Source organism: Kosakonia sp. Marseille-Q7440 (assembly GCF_965119485.1).
On record NZ_CBCPLT010000001.1, the window covers coordinates 1688770 to 1708670 of the forward strand.

The following is a 19901-nucleotide window of genomic DNA, read 5'->3' on the forward strand; positions in this document are numbered from 1 at the left end:
ATACCGTATTTTTCTTCAGACGTTCTTCATTCACCGTTGATAACGTAACTATTGTGAAAATTCTCCTAATTGAAGACGACCTCGATCTTGGCAACGGCGTGCGCATTGCGCTTGCCGATCAAGGATTAGATGTCATATGGGTTCGCCGCAAAGAGGATGCGCTGCATCAGCTTGATGCCTGCGCACCAGAACTGGTGTTGCTCGATCTCGGGCTGCCGGACGGCGATGGCATGAGCGTGATGGCGTACTTGCGCCAGCGGCTTAAAGGCATCCCGGTCATCATTCTGACCGCGCGAGGCACGCTGCAGGATCGCCTGAGCGGGCTGGATGCCGGAGCCGACGACTATCTGGTCAAACCCTTTGTGCTCGCCGAGTTGTTGGCGAGGGTGCGAGCTCTTGCGCGCCGCAGTTACGGTTTTGACAATGAGGTAATCGACATTCGTGGATTGTCTCTTCATGTGCCAACGCGGCGCGTGACGGTAAGCGCGCGCAGCATTGAGTTGACGGCAAGTGAATATGCGCTGCTTGAGACGTTACTGCTGCGTCCCGACCGCGTAGTGACGCGCCCCTTTCTGGAGGAGAGGATCTTTGGCGCAAAAGAGAATATGAGCAACACCCTCGATGTGCATATGGGCAATCTGCGGCGCAAAATTGGCGAAGGGTATGTGCGCACGGTGCGCGGCGTAGGCTATGTCATTGATACCGTCCCGATCGAGAAGAGGGAAGGGTGATGGGAAATTTCTGGCGCAGCCTGAAGGCGCCGACGCTGGTACGCCGAGTTATCATCGCGCAAATGCTGCTGCTTACATTGCTGTGGTGCCTCTTTCTCACCTTCATTTTGTGGGAGGACTTGCGCAGCCCGCCGATCCTCACCGGGAGTGAGACTTACGAAACCATCTTTACCATGGTCGATCATATGGACGATCGCCCGCGGGAACGAACCGAAATGCTGGAAGCGTTCAGCCGGGCGCTGCGCGAGGGGTATGGCGGCGGTGACGATCCCGCACTCTCCATCAGCCTTATCGTGCGTAGGGATCACGCGATAATTTACTCCTCAGAAGGCGCGCCAATCGGGGTGACCAACAGCAGCTATGGCAAGCTGCAAAAAAGCGAGAGCGAAGGGCGACGCTGGACCAGCCGTACCCTGAAATCGGCGAATGGCGACACGGAGGTTACTCTGGTCACGCCTGCCGGTAGCTGGAACTTCTTTATCTACCTCAACTCGCGCGGCTACTACATCCTGCCGCTGCTGGTCTGCATCCCGTTTCTGCTCTTTCCCGCCTGGCTGTCGATCCGCATCGCCATGCGCCCCTGGAACAGGGTGGTCAACGAGATTGCTTCACGCACGCCGGAGGATCTCTCTCCCTTAAACGCCGTGCCGAAGCACCGCGAGCTTCGCCAGATGGTGGATGCAATCAATGACTTTCTGGCGCGATTGCGGGAAAGCACGGAGAGAGAGCGGGTGTTTATTGCTGATGCCGCGCACGAGCTGCGCACTCCGCTGGCGGCGATGCGCATCAACGTTGAAGCGTTGCAGGGCTATATCAGCAGCGAGCGTCAACAGGCGTTGCTGGCCGGGATTATTCGTAGCAACAGCCGTGCGGCTCGTCTCGTCAATCAGCTGCTACTGCTGATGCACAGCGAAGCGCGCACTGACACGGTGATGGCCCCCGTACCGCTGACCTCGCTGATCCAGGATCGCATGGCGGCGCTGTCGCCGCTGGCGGCTGAGCGGCGGATTGAACTGGAGTTTTACGCCGATGAGGAGTTCTGCATCGAGGGTGTCAGGGAGCGCCTGATGTCGCTGATTGATAACGTTATTGAAAATGCGATCAAATATAGCCCGGAGGGCGGGCGGGTTGAGGTCGCGGTGAGTACGTGCGATGCATTCACGCAGCTTCGCGTCTCTGATGCCGGCCCAGGTATCCCCGTTGAACTGCGCGAGCGCATCTTCGACCGGTTTTTCCGCGATCCCAATCAGCTGCAGAGCGGCAGCGGGTTAGGGCTCTCCATCGTCAGGGCGGTGGCGCAGCAACACAACAGCCGCGTCGGTTTGAGCACCTCGGCGGAGGGGGGATTAGTGGTGACCGTTGAGTTTCCCAGCCACACCGTCGCCTGAAAAAAGGGAGCAGCTTTGCGAAGGGGGTTAGCTTCTTAAATGTGGTTATGTACCTTCTCCATGCGGAAGAAAAGGAAAGTTGGCGTCCTTGGAGAGATTAAAAGCAAGGTCATAACCATCCCACGCTCTCTCGCCACTTATGATTGGAAACTTTATCATTTTCGCTTATTTTTTTAGAAATAGAGCGTGGATCTCTCCCAAGGTAATCGGATATTTCTGCTGGGGTCATATCAAAATCTACTAGCATGACTCTTAGTTTTTCCATCTCTTTTAAAGTCCAGGGTCTGCCATGGTTTTTATAAAGAAAAGCCTTATGTTCCCGTGTCTCTCGTCTTTTCTGCGCTTCCTTCTCCCTTTGAGAAATTTCATTTTTGAACTGTGCACGAAATTCCTTACTAAAATTTTGATCGATTGTTTTAGAGTGCAAATTATTAAAGATAAAGAGTGATGCCAAATCTAAATCAGGGGGGTTAATAATGAAATATTTTATTTTTTCTAAAAGTGGGTGTTCAATTTTGCCTAAAATACTTAAGTGTTTAACATTGAAAAAACCTCTTAAATCAAAGGCTTCAATAAGCTTTGCCTGGATTACACTTTCAATTCTAGTTGCATTTGAATAACAGTAATTGGCCATTGGAAGGGCCCAGACTGTCAATTGAGGCAGATACTTTTCAATTGCAATGCCTTGCCAATTGGCATCAAAAGTCTGGTTTTTAGCCAATATGTTTTTAGGTGAGTCAAAATGTAATGTGGTAGAACCCCATATTTTACAATCCTTTGCTAAGGATTGATAATGTCTTATATGGTTATGGATTTTGTATGTTGACATAAAACGGTACACATCATCATCGCGGCCTGCATTGTAAATAGTCCGATTTCCTCTCAGATACCCTTCATAATGCTCGTTTATCCTTCTCCCTACATTACAACTCACTCCGACATAAACAACACGATTGAAAAGCCCTTGATGGACGATAAGGTAAACCCCACTACACCCAGACCTTCTCGCATCTAATATCGAACCTAAAAATCTCCATTCCATTTTAAAATCCATCTTTGTGATTGGTCGTTGTTAAGTGAATTGATTTAATCATTTTCTGGCCTTTAGTGATGCGTTAACGATTAAAACAGGAAAGAGAAAGATGACAGAAGCGCCTCTTCGCTTATAACACCAGGCAAATAACGTTTTCAATCTCTAATCTGAACAACGCTCATTTAAAAATGGCACGAACGGAAAGATGCCACTCCGCCTCCTCATGTATATCTCCCTTCACAGAGAAAAAAGAGGAGATGAAGATGCTGAAAGGTAAAAGAGCGGTTATTACCGGCGGTGGTGGCGGATTTGGCCAGGCGCTCTGCGTATGGCTGGCGCGAGAGGGCGTTGAGATCGATTTTTCTGCGCGGCGGGCTGAGGATATTCAAAAAACCTGCGACATCATTACCGCGGAGGGCGGCATCGCCAGAGGGTGTCTGTGTGATTTAGCCCAGCCTGAATCCCTCTCTCACTTTTCTACCCAACTGTTAGCGTCAGACAAGCCCATCGACATATTGATCCTCAATGCTGCGCAGTGGTTGTCAGGCACCTTAGACGAGCAGCCTGCGGCAGACATTATCACGACCATCAATTCTGGCGTGACAGGGTCGATTCTGCTGACGCAGGCGTTGCTGCCGGGGCTTCGGCGTTCAGAGAGTGCGGATATCGTCGCCATCATCTCTTCATGCGGCATCCCGAACTTTACGGACTCCATTGCCCACCCCGCATTTTTCGCCAGCAAACATGGGCTTAGCGGCTTTATCACTAAACTGTCGCAGCAGCTTAGCGAAGAAAATATACGGGTTACCGGACTCTATCCGCCCGATTTTGAAGTGACAGGATTAGACGCGCTTGCCGCGAGCCAGGCGAAAATGGGCGAGCGTCTGCTGAACGGGCGTTCGGTCTGGGAGACGATGCGTTTTGTGCTGACGCAGCCGCGGAGTTGCCATATCGGCCAGATTTACTTCCAGGGCCCAACCCGCGAAGCGCTGCAACCGTAGCGCTTTCACACTCAGCAAAAGGGAATCGAATAAAAAACCGGGTTGGCACGTTTATACGCTAAACACCCCAGGGATTATCAACATGACGCGTATCGTGCCTGCCATCGCTCTCGGATTTCTGCTCAGCGCCTTTTCGGTATATGCCAGCCCGGCTGACTACCGTATTAATTCGCATGAGACCACCATTACTCTCTCCTGGCAGGCATTTGGCGATATGTCACAGGCCAGGCTGGGAAATGTCACCGGGGATATTGCCCTCAATGCCAACAACGACAGAGACGACACTGTCCATGTTGCCATTCCGGTGGCAACGCTGAATGCTTCTAACCAGCTGTTAACCTGGCAGATGAAAAGCAGCCTCTTTTTTGACGCTGAACGCTACCCGAACATCACTTTCACCAGCAGCCGCGTGGTGGCTGTGGGGCAGGGCCATTATCGGATTCTGGGCACTCTGGCGGTGAAGGACATCGCGCGCCCGGTGATTCTGGACGCCTTGCTGAATGATAAAACCAGCGGGCCAGAGAACCTTTCCCTGCATGCAACAACCACGATTTCACGCTCGGCGTTCAATATGACCCGTTTCTCGGCGCTGGTTGATGACAACGTAACAATCACTATTGCGATTCAGGCCCGCCTGCACCGGGCCGTCTGAGCGCGCCTTTGACTATGAAAGCGCCGCCTGCAGGGTGAGCGCGTGTTGCTTCAGCTGGGACGTGGGGTTACGGCCAATCAACACAAACTGATAACCACCTGAGCGCCACCAGACAAGGTTCATCTGGTGGCGCTGCTCGTGATTCAGCTCCGTGCGCGCGGGCTGGCTGTCCGGGGAGATACAGAGCGCCATCGGGCCATAATCGGCATGCATCCAGGCAATCTGCGCAATGGAAGTGGCGTCATAGCGCAGGATGCGCACCATTTTCAGCTCTGCTCCATGCAGTTCAAGTTGTTGCTCATTCGCCCGTAAACCGATGTCCTGTGCCGTGCGCGCCAGCCCGCGCTGCAATGCCGTGGGCGAGCTGTCTGCATCAAGCAGCGTCTCTGCGCTGTAGAGCGACATATATTGCGCCTCAAGGTCACGAATTTTTTCGCTCTCTCCTAACGCCTTCGTTGCAGGACGCGCCAGATAGCCCAGCCCGGAACCGATCACCAGAAAACTGAGCGAGGCGGCGATCAGCGCCCGTCGGCTGACGCCATTGGCCTTCGGTGCGGTTGCCGCAGGCCCGGCGAGCAGGGTGGCGAGCTGTGCCTCCATGCGTGCCTGCGGGGCGGCATTCAGCAGTGGCGCAAAAGCGCTGGCAATCTCTTGCTGGTTAAGCCTTAACGCGTCAGTGCGTGCGGCGAGCTGTGCATCCTCAGCCAGCGTGGCCTCGAAGCGCCGGGCATCGCTTGCCTCCATTTCGCCATCCAGCCAGGCGACAATGGCCTCATCGCTGTAGGGTGCTGTAAATCTGATGGTTTTCACTATCGCTTCTCCTGTACAGGTCGCGGGGCGTGAACAAGCTGGGCGAGTTTCGCCCGCGCCGTTGCCAGCCGGCTCATGATGGTGCCAATCGGCACAGACAAGGTATCTGCCGCTTCCTGATAGGTAAAACCTTCGACATAGACCAAAAAGACCGCGTTGCGCTGCGCTTCCGGCAGGTCGCTCACGTGCTGCATAATTTTTCCATAGTGCAGGCGAGCCTCATCCTGCTCATGGGTATCGGGCGCCAGCAGTTCATCGCTTTCGACGAAGCCCTGCCCGAGGCGCACCCGGCGGGCACGCACATCAGAAATCCAGATGGAGTGCAGAATAGTGAATAACCAGCTATCGATGCGCGTGCCGGGGGTGAACTGCGCGCTTTTTTCCAGCGCGCGCACACAGGTAGACTGAACCAGTTCCTCGGCAACCTCACGATTGCGCGACAGAACCAGCCCATAGCGCCACAGGCGTGTCAGATGTTCAGCAAGATGCTGGCGGACGTCACTACTAGTGATTTTTTTATCCTCATACCTTTACTCAGGATTCAGCATGGCCGTTAATCGCCGCCTCGAGATCCCGATACTCCTCGCAACTCTGCCCGCAGAGTGTGGCGATGGTTTTCAGTTGTGCTTTCGCCAGGTCAGGACGCCCTTTGATAAGCCACGCTTCACCCAGATATTCGCGCACTTTGGCATAAGTGGGATCGAGGGCGATAGCGCGCTGATAATAGCCGATACCCTCATCCGTACGCCCCAGCTTGCGCGTGGCATAGCCCCGGTAGTTCCATGCTTCGGCGGTATCGCCATTTTTCAGCGTGTTAAGCAGATTTAGCGCGGCCTGATACTCGCCTTTTTTTGCCAGATGATAGGCGTAACGGGTTTTATCTTCATCACTAAGCTGGCTTGTTTTTTCGGGCACGCACTGCTTTGTCGAACTGTCGTACACCTGCCCGGTGGGGCAATCGGGCGTTTTACTATTGCTGCTATCGTCCCCGGCGGCAAAAACCGGCGCGCTTAACAGGACAAAGGCCACAGGCAGCAGACGTTGAATCATCGCGGTGGGTAATTTCATGGTGGACTCCAGGTTAACGAAAAGCACGGCCGGGCAGCATGCGACGCAGTACGCCGTCCCGTAACAGGTAGTGATGGAAAAGCGCGGCGAGCGCATGCACAAGTGCCAGTGAGATCAACGCCCATGCCACTGTGTCATGCCACTCAGCAAGGGTATGCCGCAGGGTGGGGGTGATCTCCACCCAGCCTGCGAGATCGAACAGACCAAAAAACTGGAAAGGCTCGTGCTGCGACCAGCGGAAAAGAAACCCGAGCACGATTTGGGTAAAAAGAAGCAGATAGAGCGCGCCGTGCATGCCATGCGCGAGCCCTTTCGCCAGAGCGGAGCCTTCAAGCGGCGGCATCGAAAACTGGCGAGAGCGCTGGCTGAAGAGCCGCCAGAGCGGGCGGACAACCATAACCAACGCCAGCAGGATGCCGCAGGAGATATGCACGGCCTGCAACCCTTTTCGCAGCGGCGTCCCGCGCTCCAGCAGCTCCCAGATATGTGCGCTGGCAAAGAGGAAAATGACGCTGGCTGCGGTGATCCAGTGCAGTATCAGGGTAAAACTATCGTAGCGCTGTCGTGTCGGCGCAGGCGTTGTTGCGGTCATAAAGCGATCCCATCAGTGTGTTAATGATGGGTAAACGCCGCACCCTGTGGATCTATTCGATAAAAAATTGTTTTTTGCTTTTTATCCAGGCGAGCGGCGCTAAAAAGAGGCGGCTGTCACGCAGCAAAGCCGCGAAGCGGCGCAGTTTGTTGTTGTTTTGCGCCAACTTTGCCACCATGTGCCTCCAGATACCTGCTGTTGCAACGCGCTGAGCGGTAATGTCGACCTGTTCTGCTACGAGGACCTCATATGAGCACTTTTCATCAACATACCGCCACCAGCCTTGGCGGCCAGCCTGTTCCAATGGTCGACTACGCGGGGAAGGTGGTGCTGGTCGTCAATACCGCCAGCCATTGCGGCTTCACGCCACAATATGCCGGCCTCGAAACCCTCTACCAGAAATATGTCGCCCAGGGGCTGGTGGTGCTCGGTTTTCCCTGCAACCAGTTTGGTAAACAGGAACCCGGCAACGCGGATGACATCGCCCAGACCTGCCACATTAACTACGGCGTGAGCTTTCCGATGTTTGCAAAAATCGAGGTTAATGGCCCCGCCGCGCATCCGCTGTTTCGTTATCTGAAAAAGGCGCTGCCCGGCGTACTGGGGGAGCGAATAAAGTGGAACTTCACCAAGTTCCTGATCGGCCGCGACGGCAAACCGATCAAGCGCTTTGCGCCGTTTACCAAGCCGGAGAAAATGGAAACTGCGATTGTTGCTGCGCTTGAAAGCTGAGTTCAGCGGTTAATCGAAGGCGTTATTAACAAGGTAAAATGGATGAACTTGTGGCCAAGACGAAATATCACTTGGCTCTTGGAAGCGACATCAGCCGTGAAGCTATGTATCTCGAACTGTTTGAGGCTGGAACATACCCGCAGCGACAAATTGATCGAGTCTTCTATCCGATGTCACCCACGAGTTATCTTTTCATGCTGAGAAGGAAGCATTCCACAGGGAGAGACAATAAAGCTCATTCTCGAAGCGAAAAAATTGCTTCCGCCAGTTAAGCAAGGTAATGATGCGCCTGAAGGTCTGATAGCACCAGAGGCTTAAATTGCTAATCTGCTAGGGTACGGAGCATTGGTGCTAGTGACAGGACAATCTTCTTCAAATTGCTTAGTATTCTGGTCATCATTTGTTAAAAATTTAGTTTTCTGTTGGGATTATGCCGTGGCGATCTTCGATATAGATAAAGATGAATTACTTCGACTCTCAGATACTCTTTTAGAAGAGTTAATTGCTCGCCTTGCTGAAGCCGAAGTGGCGGCCAGCGGTTACAGTCCAGCCAGGGTGCGCTGGTCGGGATCGATCAATGCCCCAGATGGTGGAATTGATGTCCACGTGCAGGTACCGGTCGAACAATTGAACAGCGGGTATATTGAGCGGCCAGATACCGTTTTCCAGGCCAAAAAGCATAAGATGCGAAGGGCTGATATTCTGCGAGAGATGGCACCTTCTGGCGTCCTTTCTCCCATGATATCTGGTCAGGCTAGAGCAGGTGGAAGCTATATTATTGTTAGTCTGGACGAGGATTGCTCCCCCTCCATGCTTGGCGAACGCGTCAGAGCGATGCAGGATGCTGTCAGGCACGATCCCTGTCACGCAAATCTTCATCTGGCCTTCTATGATCGCGCCAAGTTAGCACAGTGGATACGTCAATATCCGTCTGTGATGCTCTGGGTGAACAGAATACTGGGGCGGGGATATTCCGGCTGGCAGCCATATGGCGCATGGAGTTGCCCTCCGGAGGGGGCGGAAGATACTCTGATTACCGCCTCCGGTATCACAATCTCACTTCCGTCAGAGCAAGGTCCCCCCTTGAGTATTAAGGATGCCATCGTGCCGATACGCCAGCTTATCCTGACTACTCGGAAAGCCGTGCGCATCACCGGTTTATCGGGCGTGGGTAAAACGAGGATTGTTCAGGCCTTGTTTGAGGAATCCATCGGTACTGATGCCCTGAACCGCACTCTGGCGGTGTATGCAGATACCGGTGACGATCCGAACCCTTCGGCCGCAGCCATGCTAGAACGCCTCATTGCTGACCAGCGCAGCGCAATAATGGTTCTCGATAATTGCCCGCGTGAGTTGCATGCCTCCCTTGCGGCAAAAGTCACCTCTCACGGAAGCAGGATCAAACTTATTACCGTTGAATATGATATTCGGGAAGACAAACCTCAGACCACAGAAGTGATCCACATTGAGGCGGTAGGGCCGGAAGTTGCTGAAAAACTTCTGTTGCGCCGTTTCCCCGGTATCGGACAGTTGAACGCTCGTCGGATCGCTCAATTCGCTGACGGGAATGCCAGAGTCTCACTGGCTATCGCCGAGAGAGTGGAGGAGGGGGAGTCGCTGGCCGTTCTGTCTGATGCACAACTCTTCGACAGACTTTTTGAACAACGCCATGGGCCGGACGAGGGATTACGAGAGCAGGCCGAGCTCCTTTCGCTTGTCTACTCATTTTCGAGTGACGTTTCTGAAACAGGCGACAGTGAGCTGGGGATCCTGGGGGCACTCGCGGGTTATCCACATCACCAGCTCTACCGGACACTCAAAAAGCTGACCGATCGCCACATTCTTCAGGCTAGGTCGCACTGGCGGGCCATCTTACCCCATGCTATCGCGAACAGACTGGCCGCCTCTGCGCTGGACAATTTTCCGGTAGCATGTCTCAGATCTACCTTTGAAGCGCCGGGACGTGAACGCCTGCTTATGTCGTTTGCTCACCGGTTGGGGCTTTTACACGATCATCCGGTGGCAAAGGTGATCGCTACCGCATGGCTTCAGCCGGAAGCGTTATTGGGTAATCTGCTGGCCTTAGAGGACTTGCCAACTCGTATGCTGAAATACATTGCACCGGTGGTGCCTGACGTTCTGCTTAACCGGATTGACGAGGTCCTGAGGGACTCAGACTTTAAAGGTGGGGAACGACGTCACGATCCGCGCTGGAGCACCATCCTCGACCTTTTGCAGGTACTGGCTTGGGAGCCTTCATACTTTGACCGGTGCACCAGCCTTTTGCTGCAAATCGCGGATCATGAAATGGATAAGCCTGGTCAGCATAATGCACGGGATAAACTTACCTTGTTCTGTCAGCCCTATTTGTCAGGCACACATGCTTCTCTAAAGCAGCGAATTGCGCTTCTGGAAAAATGTCTCTCTTCAGCTGTGCCACAGCGTCGTGCTCTCGGACTGAGAATGCTTTCTTCGGGACTTAGCGGTTCGACGTGGACAGGCTCGGGTATCTGTGAGTTTGGGGCCCGACCGAGGGATTATGGGGCAGAACCAGACTATGACGCGTTGATGACGTGGCGACGTGCGTTCATCGCGATTACCGTTCGCGTCGGAAACGCCGATGATATACATCTTGCTAGCGGTGTGCGGACCATTCTGGCAAATTCACTCAGTAGCCTGTGCAGTGATAAAAGGATGGGCTCCGTCTTGGTTGTTGCCGCCCGTACACTGCACGCCTGTCTTCCCTGGGGAGAAGGCTGGAAGGCGATTCGGACAAGGCTGTACTTTTTGAGAAAGGATCCTCAGGTATCCCCCATGCTGTTGGAAACGCTTGATGCTCTTGAAAAGGAGCTCAGGCCAAATGATTTGCTTTCGGGTATCCGGCTTTATGTCCTGAGCAAAGGCCACTATAACTGGGCGCTTGATGACGACTTTAACATGCATGGCCAGGACCGATACGCTGAAGCAGAAGAGCGACTGATGGCCAGAGCAGAGCAACTGGGGCGTGAGTTTGCCACTTCGACGCTTTGTCTTTCTGATCTGAGACCTAATCTGTTCTCTTCTGAGTGGATGCCTTACCGGAGCGCATTCGGGAAGGGACTCGCTCAGGCAACCTCGAATCCTCATGAAGTCTGGCAATTGCTTATAAAAGAACTGGAACTGGACCCTACTGAAAATAAAGATTTTTCGTTATTTCTAGGGTTTATCGAAGGCTTGGATCGTATTAATGAGGCGTTAGCGCATGAATTTCTGGATCTCTGCGCTTTGCATTCTTCACTCTGTCGAGTTCTGATTAATTTGCATCCCCAGCGAGATTTTACAGAAACGGACCTCAATCGATGTATGTCTCTCCTGAATAAACCTCATGCTCGTATAGTCATGTTTGACGCCATTTTTTGGCAAAAAAAATGCTTGCATTTGCCATTACCTCGAGTACTCGATCTGGCCGAACGGTTGCTCTCTAAAGAAAACGGAGCTGAGGCAGTTCTGAAGGGGGTGGGGATGAGGCTACATGGCAAAAAAACGACAGTGGACATGCCTGATCCGGAACTTATTCAAATAGGTTTCAGGGCAGCCATTCAAATTTTACAGAAAGATACTGACGATCATGGCGGTCTCATTGATGACTTTATGGAATCTGTCGTAGTGCCGGCATTGCAGTCCGACAGGCATGAAGGACGGATAGAACAGTGGCTGGACGCTGTCTTCTATGTGATCGATAAACACTATGGTCTTGTGCATGATTACCGTAAAACTATTCAGGCAACGGTTGCACTCATTCCTGAAGCTTTTCTCTCACGTCTTCTTGCGGATTCTAAAGAGCAAAGATGTATGCGGTTGTTCTTTATGCGTGGCGGTGTTGCGGATACTCCACTGCTTTCAGATGTTGACATCGAAATCCTGGTTGACTGGTGCTCCAGCAGTGACGATCCCAAGGTATGGGCATATGTGCCGCATGGGTTAGAAATATGGTCAAGTAGTACTGAAACTAAAAATACTACTTTGCGCGAAAAAGCTATCAAATTCTTAGAGGCTGCACCTGAACCTTCAGTGGTTCTTGAGTCCTTTGCTGAATTAGCGAGTCCGACAAGTTGGAGTGGGAGTCTTGCAAACATATTACAATCCCGGGCTGACGCTTTGTGTGAACTCATTGAACACGAGCGGAACAATATTTCTAACGCTGCAAAAAAAATACATGAGAGATTGATATTTATGATTGAGCGTGAAAGCAATCATGAACAGTGGAAAGATCGTGAAGGTGAGCAGCGGTTTGAGTCATAACGAATAACTATGTAGATATGAGTTTCAACTGATCGTTAAGACTATTTAATAATAGTTTTTTCAAATATCTCAATGCTTAATAGCAGGCAAAACGTCCGCTTCGCACCAGAAGCGGACGTTTAACGTAGAGCCAATCAACGGCACGCCTCGGAAACAGCATAGCTGTCCTCGAACATGCGGAAGCGGGTAATAAGGCCGTTTTCAATTTCCATATCAAGGACAAATTCTGTTTCGATCAGCTTGTCGGTTTTTTTAACCCGGGATGCAAGTTCTCCAATCGTCATAACCCGCTTACCCTTGACGAGGATATCTTTGATTTCAAACCGCTCTGGCGTCAGGTGTGAGCGGATTTGTGCATAAAATTCTGCCACGCCTTTTCTGCCCTCTTTGCGGCCAATCCACGGAACCAGCCGGGTATTTCCCGCCACCAGCCAGTCAACGTTTTCACTCACCAGCGTCGCGATCTCATTCACATCTTCTGCGGTGGCGATACGGTGAAAAAAGGTTTCTGCTACTGCCTGTGCTGTTTGATTGGTCATGGCGTGTTACTCCCGATAAGCGTCGTTAAGAGTTATCAGACTAAAAGGACGTATTAAAAATCGCCTTAGCCAACGGTGCGGTTTGAGAGATGACTGACATTATTCAGTGCATCTGCCTGAACGAAAGATGCCAACTTATACGCATAAAAAAATAGTCAAGAATGTGCCGCGGAATGGAGCGAAATTAACGAAAAGAGATGCGATTTTGTATGTATATACATTTATTTACAAATGGATAATATTTATCGGGCTGAGAGTAGAGCGTTAGGCCATTTTTTAAGATTCCCCCTATTTTTCTTAATAGGGGCAGGTTTACCATCTGAGCGTTTATTACCCATTAGATCAAGAAGATATGTCTAAAATACTCTTTAATGGTTCTACACACCAAATAACGTTAGTAGATGGTAGCGGCAACAGTGTTAGTTCCTGGCCTGCCTACAATAATGTTGATAGCCATGCGACGCTCACACATATCCAAAACGGAACCTACCCGTTTCAGGATAGAGTTCATCCGCACCGTCACCATTCCGCAACGGCCGATACGACTGATGGCCCTTATGGTATGTACGGTATTTTCCGCTTCTCTGTTCCTCGTCATCCGGGAATTGGTCTGCACTCCGGTCGCGCGCATGCTCGCCATGCTCCGGGGCCTCAGCATGCAACAATGGGGTGCATCAGAACGACTGATGAAGCAATCGCAGCAGTTATAAAAATGGCCAGTGTTTCACCCTTGACCACTATTGAGGTGATTGGAAATACGGGGCGTGCAGCCCATGCTGCGACAAAAAGAAATCACAAACATTCGCTTCACCACCGCCATTACGGATAAATATTCCCTATGAAAAAATTAATATTACTGATGCTTGGCGGGCTGCTGACAGCCAATGTCGCACTGGCCAAAACATGTACTCCTGCGGATGCTGAATCCGCCGATATGGCTGTCGACTCTTTAAATTCATGGAGCGCCGTTAACCAGAATCGCCTTAAGTTTGGTCATTGCGATGAGGGTGATATTTCAGAAGGCGTTTCAGAGGCGGTTGCGCGGCTTTTGGCCGATCGCTGGGATACATTGCCGGATTTAGCCATTGAGATCCGTAAAAACCCTCCACTGAAGAAATATGTTCTGCGACACATCGACTCCACCCTTGATACCAAAGATCTCGATAAAATCGGCAATCAGGCCGCCCACTCTTGCCCGGCTAAAGAGGAAAAACTGTGTGGCGAAATTAAAGTCGCCGCAGGAAAAGCAGCCGAGGAGTAATTCCCGCGATAAGTGAACGTCCGCTAAGCGGACGTTTTCCCGAAACGCACCTGGTTAAATATTCTCCCTCACGGTTCGCCTTCCCAGTAATCGACGCCTTTGCCCCTGAAATCGACCACCCTGAAACCATCATTTTTCTGATTGGTTGATTTCACTAAATATTTATTCGAATCCGGGTATTCGCACACTTCGGGGAACTCCATGGTGCTGACAGACATGTACATCAGCGGCAGGGAGGAGGTATTGATAATCTGATGCGGCCACGCTTTCCCGGGCGGAATAGTGATGACGTCTCCCTCTTCGATGGCAACCATCCGTTCGGCGATCCTTAGCGTGCCGTTACCCTTCAGAATGATAAACATCTCTTCCTGAACATGATGGAAATGGAAGGGCGTCGATCTTTTCCCCGGAGGAAGCGTATCCACAGAAGCACCAAGCTTTTGGGCCAGCGTGCCAGAGGTGAGCGAACCTCCCTCTGAGGCATAAAGTGGCTCGCGCTCAAAACGTACGTCATTTACTTTATTGAAGTTTTTTATGGTGAATGTATCGCTCATAACGTCACTCCATAGTTATCTGAGTTCAGGCTCAGTTTCTTAACGACAATGCCACCTTACCCGATCCGTTAATATCTTCGCCTTATCCGCTTATTTTTGCGCACGATCGGCGCTGTACGCTACCGCTTTCATCTCCTGCAACGCTTCAAGTCGGCTTTCCAGCGCGGCTTTGATATTCTCATAAGCCGTGCTGCCGAGCGGCAGGCGAAGCGGGGGGCTGGCAGCATCCGCCGCTGCAATCATCGCCGACACGCATTTCTCAGCATCTCCCTTAATCGCAAACTCGCCCGAGAGCAGTGCGGAGCGCAGTGCCCCCGCTGGCGTATCACGGTAGACGGGCAGGGCATCGGCAATATCCAGACCCGCACCGAATTGCGTCGCCGTCGGGCCCGGTTCGACCAGCAAGAAGTCAATGCCGAACGCTGCCACTTCCTGGCGAACCGCTTCGACAAAGCCTTCTATTCCCCACTTCGTCGCATGATAGAGGCTGAAATTAGGATAGGCGATCTGCCCTCCTTCTGACGAAACTTGCACAATGCGCCCGCCGCCCTGCAGCCGCAACAGTGGGATTGCGGCGCGGATCAGCTGAATGGAGCCGCTAAGATTGGTGGCGATTTGCCGCTCAATCTGGGCATCGCTCAGCTCCTCGGCGGCACCAAACAGGCCGTAGGCGGCATTGCTGACCACCACATCGATGCGCCCCGCCTGAGAAAATGCCGCCTCGACGGTTGGTTTTATTGTTGCCGACTGGCTCAGATCGAGCACCATGACCTGCAAAAGGTCGCCATACTTCGCCACCATCTCTTCCAGCACGGTGCTCTTGCGCACACTTGCAACCACTCGATCGCCGCGTGCCAGCAGCGTTTCACACATCAGGCGACCCAGACCGCTGGATGCGCCGGTTATTAGCCAGGTTTTCATTATGCTTATCTCCGTTTGATAAAGTGGAAACAATCATAAAACGAATGATTGATGCCATAATCGCCCTGAACTGGAATGAGCTGGTGTGGAATATTCAACAATGAAGCGTCCCTCCTGGAACGAACTGTTAGCGGTAAAAACCGTTGCCGAGCAGCGTAGCTTTAGCCGCGCGGCCGATCTGCTTGGGCTTAAACGCTCGTCACTGAGTCACACGATCAAAGGGCTGGAAAAATCGCTCGGCGTGCAGCTCTTCCTGCGCACCACCCGCAGCGTTGCGCTCACCGGGGCAGGGGAAATGCTGATGGCGCGCCTGTCGCCGCTGCTGGCTGAAATGGATGAGTTGCTAAATGATGTGAGCGCTAATGCGCAGCAGCCTTATGGCACGCTGCGCATTAGCGCCAGCGATACGGCGATAAGCCTGCTGCTGGAAACGGTGTTGCCGGACTTTATCCAGCAAAAGCCGGGAATTGAAATTGATCTGGTGGCGCAGGGGCAACTGGTCGATATCGTCGAGCAGGGGTTTGATGCCGGCATTCGTCTGGTTGAAGATGTGCCGGGCGATATGATCGCCATTCCTCTCAGCGGGCCGCTGCGCTTTGTAACGGTGGCCTCGCCCGGCTATCTGGCAGGACGGCCAGACATCGCGCATCCGCAAGACCTGATGCAACACCGCTGTTTGCGCCAGCGTTTGCCGGGCGGAAAACGCTATCACTGGGAGTATCAGCAGGGTGAAGTGCAGTTCGAGCTGGATGTGCCGGGTAGCCTGACGCTGAATAACAGCGCGTTGATGGTCGAAGCCGCCGTCGCCGGGCTGGGCATTGCCTATGTGCCGGAGCGCTATGCCCGCCAGCATCTGGACGCCGGGCGGCTGGTGACGCTGCTTGACGACTGGGCGGTGTCGTCAGCAGGGATTGCGCTCTATTTTCCGCAACATCGCCATATGCCCGTTGCATTGAGGCTTTTTGTCGACAGGGTAAAAGCGATGCAGCGCGGATGAGCGGTAACCGACGTAACAATTACTCTTTGCCGCCTGATGTCACCCGCTGGCGGTGACAATCCGCCGGCTCCACTTTTTTCCCCTCTGCGGAACAGACACGTAACGGCTGCAAAGGCTGACCGCTGGTGTTATCCACCAGCACAGAGTGAACCTCTCCCTCTGCAAACAGATAGCGCTCACCCCATTGCCGCATCGCCACTACAATCGGAAACACCGCGCGGCCTTTGTCGGTCAGCACATATTCACTGTAGGCGCTGCCATCGGAAGCCGGACAGATCTCAAAGATGCCGTGCTCAACTAACAGTTTGAGGCGAGTGGCGAGAATGTTTTTTGCCAGCCCCAGATTTTTTTGAAACTCACTGAACCTGCGCACATCGTCAAACGCTTCCCGGATAATCATCAAACACCAGCGCTCACCAATCGACTCGAGGGTTCGGGCCACGGGGCATTCACTGGTTCTGAGGGATTCCTGTTTCGCCATTTCTGCACTCCCGGCATCACTTTTGAGGAAGATGAGTATAAGTTCCGCGCAAACTGGTTGCAAAAGAAAACCTCGAATGCTATCTTTGTCGCTATTGTGGTTTTAAAAAGCAACCAGCTAGGCAGTCGCGATGAGAAATAAATTGAGTGTAGAGGCGGGTATTACGCAGAATGCAGGATCTGGCGATGCTTTGGTGCTAAAACCCGGCATTGTCTTTTTGTTCTCGCTGATAAGCGCGCTGTCGGTGGCAAATGTTTACGCGTCACAGCCTTTACTGGAATCCATCGCGCTGACGCTCAATATCTCTCAGGGGGTGATTGGCAGCGTGGTAACAGCAACCCAGGCGGGGTATGCGCTCGGATTGATTTTTCTTGTGCCGCTCGGGGATGGGATTAACCGAAAAACCCTCACCATCACGCTGCTGTCGCTCTCGGCTACGGCACTGCTGGCGGCGGGATTAGCGCCCAATTTTGTCACTCTGCTGTGCGCGCTGTTCTTTATTGGCCTGCTGGCGGTGGTGGTGCAGCTGGTGGTGGCCTGGGCCGCCACTTTGGCGGCACCGGAGCAACGCGGAAAAATTGTCGGCACGGTGACCAGCGGCATTGTGTTGGGCATTCTGCTCTCCCGCGTAGTCGCCGGCAGTCTGGCGGATTTTGCCGGCTGGCGGGCGGTTTACCTGACCTCCGCCTGCCTGATAGTGCTGATGGCCTGCGTGGTGGCGAAAACGGCGCCCGCGCCATCCGTTGAGAAGCGCACGGCGACTTATCTCTCTCTGCTGCGTTCGGTTTTCAGGCTCTTTATCACCGAGCCGCAGTTGCGAAGAAGCGGTGCGTTCGCGCTGCTTATCTTCGCTGCGTTCAGCATGTTGTGGAGCGCAGTGGTGTTGCCGCTCACTACGCTGTCATTATCCCATACTGAAATCGGCTTGTTTGGCCTGGCTGGGGTGGCCGGTGCGCTGGCGGCGGCGAAGGCGGGTGCCTGGGCTGACAGAGGCTGGGGACGCAGCGCCTGCGGGGCCGCGCTGCTCGTGCTGACGCTCTCATGGTTGCCCGTCGCTGGCATCGAATCTTCTCTGCTGTGGCTGGTTGTTGGCATTATTATGCTGGACTTCGCCGTGCAGACGGTGCACGTAATCAACCAGAGCACACTCATCGCTGCCAGGCCAGAGGCCGCAAGCCGACTGGTGGGCGCGTACATGTGCTTTTACTCGACGGGCAGCGCAACGGGCGCAATTATTGCCACCCAGCTCTACGCTCACTTTGGCTGGAGCGCGGTCTGCATAGCCGGGGCAGGCGTCAGCGCCTGCGCGTTTCTGCTCTGGTGCGTAAAGAGATAGTTTCATCCGCGCGCGCGAAAAATCGCTGCAAGTTTCAACACAGCGGACTCCATTTCCCGCTCGTTGTAGGCGGCAAAGCCCATCAGAAAACCCGTTGAGGCAGGCTGGCCTGCACATAACGCGGTCAGTCCGAGCATATCGACATCCGCGCGACGGGCGGCGAGGGCGATCTCAGCTTCTGCGATCCCCGCTTTGAGGTGGCAGGGCATCTGCATACCGCCCGCCGGCGTCACCCAGGTGACGAAATCAGCGAGGTGCTGCTCGATCAGGCTGGCCAGTTTGTCACGCCGCGCAACATAGACGCCGCGCATCATCCGCACATAGGCACCAAAGTGCCCGCCCTCGATAAATTTAGCCAGCGTCAGCTGGGCAATAGAGGCGGTATGACCATCCATTAATGTGCGCGCGACCGTCAGCGGTTCTACCAGCTCATCGGGAACGATCAGATAGGCGAGGCGCAGCCCCGGAAACAGTGACTTCGTGAAGGTGCCGATATAGATCGTCCGGTCAGATCCATCCAGCCCCTGTACGCAGGCCATGGGTTTGCCTTCATAGTGAAATTCACTGTCGTAATCATCCTCAATGATCCACGCCTGGTGCCGGTTTGCCCAGTCGATAACCGCCAGCCGCCGATCGAGTGAGAGCGTGGCGCCGGTAGGGTACTGATGAGAAGGGGTGAGATAGATCGCCCTGGCCGGTTCGCTCAGGGCATTAAGCTGCTCAATCGACAGGCCGTTATCATCCAGCGCAACCGGCAGGGTGTTCAGCCCGGCCGCTTTGAAGGCTTTATGCGCTCCCTGATAGGCGGGATCTTCAATAACCACGCCATCGTTGTTGTCCATCAGCACGTTTGCGCAGAGTGTGAGTGCCTGCTGGGAACTGGTGACAATGATGATGCGATCTGCGGTAGCGTGCGCGCCGCGCTCCAGGTTGACATACTCAGCGATCGCCCGTCGTAACCGCTCCATACCCTGGGGCGGGCTTTGATCGAGAGCCTGGTGGCGATACTCTTTCAGCACCTGGCGCTGCAGGCGCTCCCAGGTAGGGATCGGAAATAACCGTGTTTCAGGAATACCCGGTGCCAGCGGGCGAGGGCGGGAAAATTCGCGCACCCCTCCGCTTTGATAGATGACCTCTCCCCGGGCGCTGAGCGCGGGTTTGCGTACTCCAGCACTTGAACGGCGCTGCCTGGCCTGCGATTTCAGCAGCCGGGTACGGGGCGAGACGAAGCTCCCTTTTCCGGTGTGCCGTTCAATAAACCCCTCCGCATGCAGGCGACTGTAGGCGGCTTCAATGGTATCCCGCGAGACCGTAAGCGATGCTGCCAGCGCGCGGGAGGCGGGAAGCGCTTTCCCCTCAGACAAGATCCCGTCGAGGATAAGCGTGCGTATCGCCCGCTGGATCCTTTCATGCAGCGGCAGCGATCCGTTGGCGGGATCGATCATCCACGCTTTCACCGTTTCAAGTTGTGCATGCTTAAACATCGGCTCTCCCCGCCATGACGCATCTTAACCGCCAGTCTAA

At 53.6% G+C, this 19901-nt stretch carries 21 protein-coding genes; 10 read left to right on the plus strand and 11 right to left on the minus strand.

The window, feature by feature from the left end; genetic code table 11:
* Window positions 1–53: 53 nt before the first annotated feature.
* Both ACWPW2_RS07740 and ACWPW2_RS07745 read left to right on the plus strand, forming a co-directional pair.
* Window positions 54–731: a response regulator transcription factor gene (locus tag ACWPW2_RS07740; RefSeq protein ID WP_279791656.1), complete on the plus strand. Its 678-nt coding sequence runs from the start codon at window positions 54–56 to the stop codon at window positions 729–731.
* Entirely contained in the window at window positions 731–2119 is a 1389-nt protein-coding gene (locus ACWPW2_RS07745; protein ID WP_454122233.1) for a sensor histidine kinase, read from the plus strand. The genes ACWPW2_RS07740 and ACWPW2_RS07745 overlap by 1 nt, the downstream gene beginning before the upstream one ends.
* 109 nt (window positions 2120–2228) lie before the next feature.
* On the opposite strand, the gene ACWPW2_RS07750 is transcribed toward ACWPW2_RS07745, so the two are convergent.
* Window positions 2229–3173: a GIY-YIG nuclease family protein gene (locus ACWPW2_RS07750; protein WP_435397892.1), complete on the minus strand. Its 945-nt coding sequence runs from the start codon at window positions 3171–3173 to the stop codon at window positions 2229–2231.
* 242 nt (window positions 3174–3415) lie between these two features.
* Here ACWPW2_RS07750 and ACWPW2_RS07755 point away from each other — a divergent pair, with 242 nt between their 5' ends.
* Both ACWPW2_RS07755 and ACWPW2_RS07760 read left to right on the plus strand, forming a co-directional pair.
* The gene (locus ACWPW2_RS07755) at window positions 3416–4153 is read left to right on the plus strand and encodes an SDR family oxidoreductase (protein WP_454122236.1); all 738 of its coding nucleotides are present in this window, start codon (window positions 3416–3418) and stop codon (window positions 4151–4153) included.
* An 82-nt stretch (window positions 4154–4235) separates the two neighbouring features.
* Complete coding sequence (locus ACWPW2_RS07760) at window positions 4236–4805, plus strand: YceI family protein (protein WP_454122238.1); 570 nt, start codon at window positions 4236–4238, stop codon at window positions 4803–4805.
* A gap of 12 nt (window positions 4806–4817) precedes the next feature.
* Here ACWPW2_RS07760 and ACWPW2_RS07765 read toward each other — a convergent pair whose 3' ends face one another.
* The 5 genes from ACWPW2_RS07765 to ACWPW2_RS07785 are packed head-to-tail and all read right to left on the minus strand — an operon-like array spanning window position 4818 to window position 7453.
* Window positions 4818–5615, minus strand: coding sequence for an anti-sigma factor family protein (locus tag ACWPW2_RS07765; protein WP_454122240.1), 798 nt, complete (start codon window positions 5613–5615; stop codon window positions 4818–4820).
* The gene (locus ACWPW2_RS07770; RefSeq protein ID WP_034813990.1) at window positions 5615–6127 is read right to left on the minus strand and encodes a sigma-70 family RNA polymerase sigma factor; all 513 of its coding nucleotides are present in this window, start codon (window positions 6125–6127) and stop codon (window positions 5615–5617) included. The genes ACWPW2_RS07765 and ACWPW2_RS07770 overlap by 1 nt, the downstream gene beginning before the upstream one ends.
* A gap of 22 nt (window positions 6128–6149) precedes the next feature.
* A complete protein-coding gene (locus ACWPW2_RS07775) occupies window positions 6150–6683 on the minus strand; it encodes a tetratricopeptide repeat protein (RefSeq protein WP_312118740.1) in 534 nt (177 codons plus the stop codon).
* 13 nt (window positions 6684–6696) lie between these two features.
* A complete protein-coding gene (locus ACWPW2_RS07780) occupies window positions 6697–7275 on the minus strand; it encodes a cytochrome b (RefSeq protein ID WP_454122243.1) in 579 nt (192 codons plus the stop codon).
* A gap of 52 nt (window positions 7276–7327) precedes the next feature.
* Window positions 7328–7453: a hypothetical protein gene (locus ACWPW2_RS07785; protein WP_454122245.1), complete on the minus strand. Its 126-nt coding sequence runs from the start codon at window positions 7451–7453 to the stop codon at window positions 7328–7330.
* Window positions 7454–7524: 71 nt separating this feature from the next.
* Between ACWPW2_RS07785 and ACWPW2_RS07790 the strand changes: the two genes are divergently transcribed.
* Together ACWPW2_RS07790 and ACWPW2_RS07795 are read left to right on the plus strand one after the other, a co-directional pair.
* Window positions 7525–8007, plus strand: coding sequence for a glutathione peroxidase (locus tag ACWPW2_RS07790; RefSeq protein WP_454122247.1), 483 nt, complete (start codon window positions 7525–7527; stop codon window positions 8005–8007).
* 354 nt (window positions 8008–8361) lie between these two features.
* Complete coding sequence (locus ACWPW2_RS07795; RefSeq protein WP_454122249.1) at window positions 8362–12288, plus strand: hypothetical protein; 3927 nt, start codon at window positions 8362–8364, stop codon at window positions 12286–12288.
* A 134-nt stretch (window positions 12289–12422) separates the two neighbouring features.
* On the opposite strand, the gene ACWPW2_RS07800 is transcribed toward ACWPW2_RS07795, so the two are convergent.
* Window positions 12423–12827 carry a nuclear transport factor 2 family protein gene (locus tag ACWPW2_RS07800; protein ID WP_312118745.1) on the minus strand — a complete coding sequence of 135 codons (405 nt, stop codon included), beginning with the start codon at window positions 12825–12827 and terminating at the stop codon, window positions 12423–12425.
* Between the two features lie 352 nt (window positions 12828–13179).
* Between ACWPW2_RS07800 and ACWPW2_RS07805 the strand changes: the two genes are divergently transcribed.
* Window positions 13180–13656, plus strand: a complete 477-nt coding sequence (locus tag ACWPW2_RS07805; protein WP_277173037.1) for a L,D-transpeptidase family protein — start codon at window positions 13180–13182, stop codon at window positions 13654–13656.
* 9 nt (window positions 13657–13665) lie between these two features.
* Complete coding sequence (locus ACWPW2_RS07810) at window positions 13666–14088, plus strand: hypothetical protein (protein WP_312118747.1); 423 nt, start codon at window positions 13666–13668, stop codon at window positions 14086–14088.
* Window positions 14089–14156: 68 nt separating this feature from the next.
* Here ACWPW2_RS07810 and ACWPW2_RS07815 read toward each other — a convergent pair whose 3' ends face one another.
* Both ACWPW2_RS07815 and ACWPW2_RS07820 read right to left on the minus strand, forming a co-directional pair.
* Entirely contained in the window at window positions 14157–14642 is a 486-nt protein-coding gene (locus tag ACWPW2_RS07815; protein WP_454122252.1) for a cupin domain-containing protein, read from the minus strand.
* Window positions 14643–14732: 90 nt separating this feature from the next.
* On the minus strand, window positions 14733–15563 hold the full coding sequence (locus ACWPW2_RS07820) for an SDR family oxidoreductase (RefSeq protein ID WP_454122254.1): 831 nt from the start codon (window positions 15561–15563) through the stop codon (window positions 14733–14735).
* Between the two features lie 100 nt (window positions 15564–15663).
* Between ACWPW2_RS07820 and ACWPW2_RS07825 the strand changes: the two genes are divergently transcribed.
* Complete coding sequence (locus ACWPW2_RS07825) at window positions 15664–16560, plus strand: LysR substrate-binding domain-containing protein (protein WP_454123605.1); 897 nt, start codon at window positions 15664–15666, stop codon at window positions 16558–16560.
* Window positions 16561–16579: 19 nt separating this feature from the next.
* Here the strand turns inward: ACWPW2_RS07825 and ACWPW2_RS07830 are convergent, their stop codons facing one another.
* Entirely contained in the window at window positions 16580–17041 is a 462-nt protein-coding gene (locus tag ACWPW2_RS07830; protein ID WP_454122256.1) for a winged helix-turn-helix transcriptional regulator, read from the minus strand.
* Window positions 17042–17171: 130 nt separating this feature from the next.
* Between ACWPW2_RS07830 and ACWPW2_RS07835 the strand changes: the two genes are divergently transcribed.
* Window positions 17172–18377 (plus strand): MFS transporter, encoded by a 1206-nt coding sequence (locus ACWPW2_RS07835; RefSeq protein ID WP_454122258.1) that lies wholly within the window; start codon window positions 17172–17174, stop codon window positions 18375–18377.
* A gap of 2 nt (window positions 18378–18379) precedes the next feature.
* Here ACWPW2_RS07835 and pdxR read toward each other — a convergent pair whose 3' ends face one another.
* Window positions 18380–19861, minus strand: coding sequence for a MocR-like pyridoxine biosynthesis transcription factor PdxR (pdxR, locus tag ACWPW2_RS07840; RefSeq protein ID WP_454122260.1), 1482 nt, complete (start codon window positions 19859–19861; stop codon window positions 18380–18382).
* Between the last annotated feature and the right edge of the window lie 40 nt (window positions 19862–19901).

Excerpts from the sequence above, each read along its gene's own strand:
- pdxR (WP_454122260.1), bottom strand. The coding sequence starts at position 19,861 with ATGTTTAAGCATGCACAACTTGAAACGGTGAAAGCGTGGATGATCGAT.
- ACWPW2_RS07775 (WP_312118740.1), bottom strand. The coding sequence starts at position 6,683 with ATGAAATTACCCACCGCGATGATTCAACGTCTGCTGCCTGTGGCCTTT.
- ACWPW2_RS07805 (WP_277173037.1), top strand. The coding sequence starts at position 13,180 with ATGTCTAAAATACTCTTTAATGGTTCTACACACCAAATAACGTTAGTA.
- ACWPW2_RS07825 (WP_454123605.1), top strand. The coding sequence starts at position 15,664 with ATGAAGCGTCCCTCCTGGAACGAACTGTTAGCGGTAAAAACCGTTGCC.
- ACWPW2_RS07835 (WP_454122258.1), top strand. The coding sequence starts at position 17,172 with ATGAGAAATAAATTGAGTGTAGAGGCGGGTATTACGCAGAATGCAGGA.
- ACWPW2_RS07830 (WP_454122256.1), bottom strand. The coding sequence starts at position 17,041 with ATGGCGAAACAGGAATCCCTCAGAACCAGTGAATGCCCCGTGGCCCGA.
- ACWPW2_RS07750 (WP_435397892.1), bottom strand. The coding sequence starts at position 3,173 with ATGGATTTTAAAATGGAATGGAGATTTTTAGGTTCGATATTAGATGCG.
- ACWPW2_RS07755 (WP_454122236.1), top strand. The coding sequence starts at position 3,416 with ATGCTGAAAGGTAAAAGAGCGGTTATTACCGGCGGTGGTGGCGGATTT.
- ACWPW2_RS07800 (WP_312118745.1), bottom strand. The coding sequence starts at position 12,827 with ATGACCAATCAAACAGCACAGGCAGTAGCAGAAACCTTTTTTCACCGT.
- ACWPW2_RS07760 (WP_454122238.1), top strand. The coding sequence starts at position 4,236 with ATGACGCGTATCGTGCCTGCCATCGCTCTCGGATTTCTGCTCAGCGCC.
- ACWPW2_RS07780 (WP_454122243.1), bottom strand. The coding sequence starts at position 7,275 with ATGACCGCAACAACGCCTGCGCCGACACGACAGCGCTACGATAGTTTT.
- ACWPW2_RS07820 (WP_454122254.1), bottom strand. The coding sequence starts at position 15,563 with ATGAAAACCTGGCTAATAACCGGCGCATCCAGCGGTCTGGGTCGCCTG.
- ACWPW2_RS07785 (WP_454122245.1), bottom strand. The coding sequence starts at position 7,453 with ATGGTGGCAAAGTTGGCGCAAAACAACAACAAACTGCGCCGCTTCGCG.
- ACWPW2_RS07790 (WP_454122247.1), top strand. The coding sequence starts at position 7,525 with ATGAGCACTTTTCATCAACATACCGCCACCAGCCTTGGCGGCCAGCCT.
- ACWPW2_RS07810 (WP_312118747.1), top strand. The coding sequence starts at position 13,666 with ATGAAAAAATTAATATTACTGATGCTTGGCGGGCTGCTGACAGCCAAT.
- ACWPW2_RS07745 (WP_454122233.1), top strand. The coding sequence starts at position 731 with ATGGGAAATTTCTGGCGCAGCCTGAAGGCGCCGACGCTGGTACGCCGA.
- ACWPW2_RS07815 (WP_454122252.1), bottom strand. The coding sequence starts at position 14,642 with ATGAGCGATACATTCACCATAAAAAACTTCAATAAAGTAAATGACGTA.